The sequence below is a fragment of the Candidatus Hodarchaeum mangrovi genome (genome assembly GCF_975850365.1).
In genome coordinates this window covers 1-5,766 of sequence record NZ_CDLCQJ010000051.1, presented here as the reverse complement: position 1 = coordinate 5,766, position 5,766 = coordinate 1, and the positions used below count along the sequence as shown (strand labels likewise).

The following is a 5,766-nucleotide window of genomic DNA, read 5'->3' as shown; positions in this document are numbered from 1 at the left end:
AGAGTCTTCTTATATGCTAAAAGATCCGTTTCAGAAATTGCAGCCCACGAAGTAATTGGTATGGGAGTATAAGCGGGAATAGCGAGCCCATTCCATAATTTATCAGTAATTTCTTCACGAGGAATTATATGACTGATGGCATGTCTTACCCCTTTTTTATTTAAGTGGTAAATGCCTCCTTCTTCGAATTTAGGATTCATATAGAGAGATTGCCAACCAGATGCAGGTGTTAGAACAGGGGTAATAGTAGATGCAGCTTGGATTTCATCGAAAACATTTCTTAGCATATACCATGGATCAAGGATATCAACCATTCCTAATTTCATTTCAGCGATAGCAATATCCATGCCAGCCATAATTACTTTTGCAGATGTAGGCATAGCAAACCATTTACCTTCAGAAAACTCAAAGTATCTAAGGGATGTATTTGAAACCCAGGTTTTAGTTATGTGATCCCATTGTATCCCATCAAACTTCTCAAAAGTAATTTCATTTTTAGTAGCATTATATTCTTTAAAAACTACGGGACCAGCTCCAATGGGTCCGTTTAAACCACCAGGATCAGAAGAATGACCAGTATTAAATGAGTGAGCTGACCAATCCGATGGTTTACAGAGCCAGAGATTTGGATCAAAATTCCCACTTTTATCAAAACCATGGTTAACTGGATCACCAAGAATATGTTCAGGGAAAATACTAAAATCTAATACATCAGTTACAAAGGAGGGAAAAATAGTAACGAAATTAAAACTGATATGTTCAAAGAAACCATCATCATCTTTATCCTCAATAATAACAGAGTAATTCCCCCGATGATTGACTTTATCATCTAAACCAAACGGGAGAATCCATTCAGCCCATAATTCATCCGAATTACTACCACTTTTTTTACTTAAAGTGGGAATTAGTTTAACTTGCAGAGAAAATGCGACATCCCACCCATCGAGCTGATGACCATCATGAAAAAAGACATTATCACATAATGTAATGTTATACTGTAGCCCATTATTAGAATAATTACCTCTTTCTGTGGCAATCCTTGGAATAACTTTTAGATATTCCGTCGTACCAAAATTGGTGGTCATCCAAGCTTCACGATCTGTATTCATAGGTAAAACAAGGTATTTTGAAGGAGTATGTTGAACTAGACCAGCCATTGATGAACCTACACTGTATATATCATAAATATTATCAGCAAATATTGGATTAAATGGAGGTCCACAGCCAGAAACTGCAAAAGTAACAGTGGGTCGGCCCCACATTGTGATAAGAGAATCGAAGGGGAAAAATACAGGATCATAACCATAAAGGGTAGAGGAAATCGCGTGCACGTCATATGGAGTGTAAACCACAATATGTGGTAAGACATCATACCAGATCTTCTGCCATTCAACAAGTTGCATTCCTAATTCAGAACGATTGTAATTTGTCCTTATTCTTTGGATTAAATTATTCGACTCTTCAGCGCGGTAGGTCATATAATGCTTGGATGGATCATTAGCCCAGTACATTATATTAAACCCAGCTGGGGGGATGGCAGTAGTACCATAACCCCCTTGTAATCCATCACCAAGGTGTCTTATGGGACTTCCCACCCCCGTTCCAAGAACAATAAGATCATAACCTCCATCTTTATAAGCACCAACTTCTTCTTTAATTGAACGGGGATAAAGAGTCGGCCAACCTACATAATCTAATTCAGCTTTGATACCTATTTTAGCAAATTCTGGAACCATCATTTGTTCCCAAAGTAATCGTAATGGTCCACTTATAGGTGCTAGCATATTAACAGAGAAGAAATAGTCCTGTCCAACTTCACCATGTGGAGTGATAATTAATGGACTTATTATAAAAGAGAAGTAAAATAATAGAAAAAAGAATCGTCTACATAAAGAATAAAAGCTCATTAAATCCCTTCATGGGAACAATTATAATCCTATACCTTAATTGTTTAAAAAGATTTGTATCTATATGTGTTTTCAAACCATTTTGTCAATATTAGGATAAAAATCTCAGGTTGATTATATATTAAATAAATGATATAAAAGAAAATCTAGAAAAAAGACTAAGTGAAGATGATTGGTCCTAAAAGAGGCAAATATTCTTTTCCATAAAAGAGGAGAGGAAATTTTTTGAAAAATTCGTTTAAAGTTTTATTAAGCTATATTTTTCAAAAATAACCTTAGGGATTAAATTGGTCTGGAATATTTTTTTCGACTTGCATGGGCCATTAGTTGATTTAAGAGAGGTATTTCAAAATTATGAGGCGTATTTAGCCATGGTATTATCCCCTATTGGTCTTTCTCATAGAAGAATTAGTTGTCTTCATAGAAAAGCTTTAGATCAATGGCTTGATAAAGTCAATAAAATTGCTACTGACCCTAAATGTGAAATTGACCCTGATTATTTTTTAAAGGAAATGTAAAGGATTGATAAAGAATGGGAGCAATTTATATTGACTAAAATACCAAAAAGTAAAAGAATGCAGGTTGAAGATCATATCAAAGCATCAATTGTGGAATATAATGCATTAGCTAAAGGTCAAATTCCTATTTTATTTCCAGAAGTTCGATCCACATTATTAGAATTATCTCAGATTCCTACTCTTAATTTAAACATAGCATCCTCCGCTAGTTCTCACCACATTAAAGGGGTTATTATTCTTCATAATTTAGAAGGATTATTTAAATATTTAATCGGATATGATATAGTTAAGGCCCCTAAAAAAGGATTAACTGGAATCTATTATAAAAAAATCATTGAATTGACCCAAGCACAACCAGCGAAAACAATTTTCATTGGAGATTCACGAGAGGAAGCTGCACATTCAAAAAAGGTGGGTTTCAAATTTATCATGGTCTCACGAAATGGAACTACTTTTTCTGACCTTGAAACGAATGATACTTTTCATTATGTTAGAAAGCTTGATGAAACTCCAAGTTTAGTTCATGAATGGTTAGAAATGGAGCTGAAGGAATAATAGTATTCTGTTCTAATATAAGATAGTATCAAGTTAATACTTTTTCTAGGTTCTTCAAACGTAATTCGTTCTTTTAATACAACAAATATATTATTCTTCTATTAATACCCAATAATAACATTTAGTTTAGTCGTTTACAAAATTATTGAATTTATCGTGAATCAGTGGGATAAAAACAAGCTGTCCAGTGGTTTTTCCTTATTTCCTCTAATGGAGGTTCTTCCCGTGAACATTTTTCTTGAGCATATTTACAGCGTTTTACAAATCGACAGCATTTAGGAGGATCGATGGGAGTGGGTACTTCTCCAGTTAACAATTCTCTTTTCTTCTTTGTTCTTGGATCAGGGATTGGAACAGAAGCAATTAAAGCTTCAGCATAAGGATGTTGGGGATAATCAAAAAGATCATTAATTTCTCCTAGTTCTACAATTTGTCCGAGATACATTACACCTACCCTATTACAAACATGTCTGACTACTGAAAGATCATGTGAAATGAAGATATATGTAAGAGCAAATTCTTTCTGTAGTTTTTCAAGTAAATTTAAGACTTGTGCTCGAACTGAAACATCTAATGCTGAAACTGGTTCATCCATAATTAAAATATCAGGTTCGACGGCTAAAGCTCTTGCGATAACTACCCTCTGTCGTTGTCCTCCAGAAAATTCATGTGGATATCTATATAAATGAAATGGGGCTAATCCAACAGTTTCCATAAGCTGAAGAATTCGTTTTTTCTTTTTCTTCCCTTTAATTAATTTGTGAATATCAAGAGGTTCACCAATAATATCATAAACTGTCATTCTGGGATTTAATGATGAGTATGGATCTTGGAATATCAATTGAATTCTTCTACGCATTTGGGTTTTTCTATTTCTAAAAATATCCTTACCATCAAAAAATATTCTCCCTGATGTTGGAAAGAGTAGCTTTAAAATTAATTTTGCAACTGTAGTTTTTCCACACCCTGACTCTCCAACTAATCCAAATGTTTCTCCTTTATTAACAGTAAAGTTTACATTATCAACAGCATGAATAAAAGAGCCGCTTCGAGTACCAAAAATTCCCATTTGAACTGGAAATTTCTTTGTCAGATTCTCTAATCTAAGAATTTCATTCATTATATTCCCTCTAACTATAGAGATGACACCGAACAAAATGACGAGGAGCTATCTCTAATCTTTTAGGAACCTCTTTGCTACATATATCCATTACATCTTTGCAGCGTGGATGGAATCTACATCCAGATGGAGGATTAATTAAATTTGGGATAGAACCTTTAATAACTTCGAGATGATCAAGCTTTCGATCTACTCTTGGTATTGAAGATAATAAATCTCGTGTATAGGGATGTGCCGGATTCACGAAACATTCTAAACAAGAGTTTTCTTCAACAATATATCCTGCATACATTACTGCTACACGATCAGCTATTTCTGCAACAACGGCAAAATTATGTGTTATATAAAGAACAGCGGTATTATATTTCTGCTTTAATTTATCTATTAAATAAAGTACTTGAGCTTGAATTGTAACATCAAGTGCTGTTGTAGGCTCATCAGCTATGAGTAAAGATGGTCGACAAGAAAGAGCAATTGCTATCATGATTCTTTGTCGCATACCACCGGAAAATTGATGAGGAAAATCTTGTGAACGTTTTTCTGCATCAGGTATTCCTACTTCTTTCATCATTCTTATAGCTTCAGTTTTTGCTTCATTTGGATCTAATTTTTGATGAACCCTTAAATTTTCAGCAATTTGGTCAGCTACTGAATAAAGAGGATTCAAAGATGTCATTGGATCTTGAAAGATCATTGATATATTTCCCCCACGAACTATACGCATCTCTTTATTTGAAAATTGTAATAAATCCTTAGTTTTAAATAAAATGGATCCACTGATAATTTTTGCAGGGGGAATCGGTAATAATTGTATAATAGAAAGTGCTGAAACAGTTTTTCCTGATCCTGATTCTCCAATTAAGCCTAATGTTTCTCCTTTCTTAATATCTATGTCAATACCCTCGACGGCCTTAACTATGCCCTCCTCAGTGTAAAAATATACTTTTAAATTTCTTATCTTAACAAGAAATTCACTTTCTCTTTCGATGGTATTAACCAGATCTTTTTCTGAGAAATTTGAATCCAAATGTGATACCAACGTTTAATTAGATATTCTTGTATCGGATTTTAAATTTTGTATTTAATCTCTTTCTTCTATTCATCTGTATTGTTATAAAAAGAAGACAAATCTCTTTGGTTTTGTAGAAATTAAAAATAAAAGACTTATTACATTATTTCAAATTAATTTGAATCTCAATTTTTAATTTTTTAATAATATTCTCACAAAAACGTTATTCAAATTCCTTTGAACATATGTAAAGTAAAATCTAAGCGTCTTTAATTTCAATCATCTGGTTAATGAATATTATCGCTTAATTAACGTAGAAAACACAAAATATGATTTTTTAGGGAAATTATTTTCGTTGACTTGATATAAATGTTTAAAAACGTTTCAGTGGAAGTAGCAACTTGTTTTTGAAAATCAGAATAATTTTCTTTTTATTGTAACTGGTTTTCGAAAATCAGATTCTAGGAGAATTTTAATTTGAATAATACAAAATTTAAACTTCTGGTATTAACATTAATTCTAGGATTGTTCTTTGCAAGTTTACCACTCCCCGCACTTGCTGCAGAGGAATTATCCCTGGAATTGTGGTATATGCCAGTAAAACGACCATATTTTCCTGACGCTAAAACAGTCGCGGAATTTATGCAAGCTGACCTT

At 33.2% G+C, this 5,766-nt stretch carries 6 protein-coding genes; 3 read left to right on the top strand and 3 right to left on the bottom strand.

Annotated elements, in window-relative coordinates:
• The coding region (locus ACWVCY_RS05205; protein WP_455140855.1) for an ABC transporter substrate-binding protein at positions 1-1,907 on the bottom strand (1,907 nt) is incomplete at its 3' end.
• A 287-nt stretch (positions 1,908-2,194) separates the two neighbouring features.
• Here ACWVCY_RS05205 and ACWVCY_RS05200 point away from each other — a divergent pair.
• Both ACWVCY_RS05200 and ACWVCY_RS05195 read left to right on the top strand, forming a co-directional pair.
• Complete coding sequence (locus tag ACWVCY_RS05200; protein ID WP_455140853.1) at positions 2,195-2,425, top strand: hypothetical protein; 231 nt, start codon at positions 2,195-2,197, stop codon at positions 2,423-2,425.
• Between the two features lie 30 nt (positions 2,426-2,455).
• Complete coding sequence (locus tag ACWVCY_RS05195) at positions 2,456-2,980, top strand: HAD family hydrolase (RefSeq protein WP_455140851.1); 525 nt, start codon at positions 2,456-2,458, stop codon at positions 2,978-2,980.
• A gap of 151 nt (positions 2,981-3,131) precedes the next feature.
• Here the strand turns inward: ACWVCY_RS05195 and ACWVCY_RS05190 are convergent, their stop codons facing one another.
• Both ACWVCY_RS05190 and ACWVCY_RS05185 read right to left on the bottom strand, forming a co-directional pair.
• The gene (locus ACWVCY_RS05190) at positions 3,132-4,100 is read right to left on the bottom strand and encodes an ABC transporter ATP-binding protein (RefSeq protein ID WP_455140849.1); all 969 of its coding nucleotides are present in this window, start codon (positions 4,098-4,100) and stop codon (positions 3,132-3,134) included.
• A 10-nt stretch (positions 4,101-4,110) separates the two neighbouring features.
• Complete coding sequence (locus ACWVCY_RS05185; protein ID WP_455140847.1) at positions 4,111-5,127, bottom strand: ABC transporter ATP-binding protein; 1,017 nt, start codon at positions 5,125-5,127, stop codon at positions 4,111-4,113.
• Between the two features lie 459 nt (positions 5,128-5,586).
• On the opposite strand from ACWVCY_RS05185, the gene ACWVCY_RS05180 reads away from it, so the two are divergent.
• On the top strand, positions 5,587-5,766 hold a 180-nt coding region (locus tag ACWVCY_RS05180; protein ID WP_455140845.1), incomplete at its 3' end, for a hypothetical protein.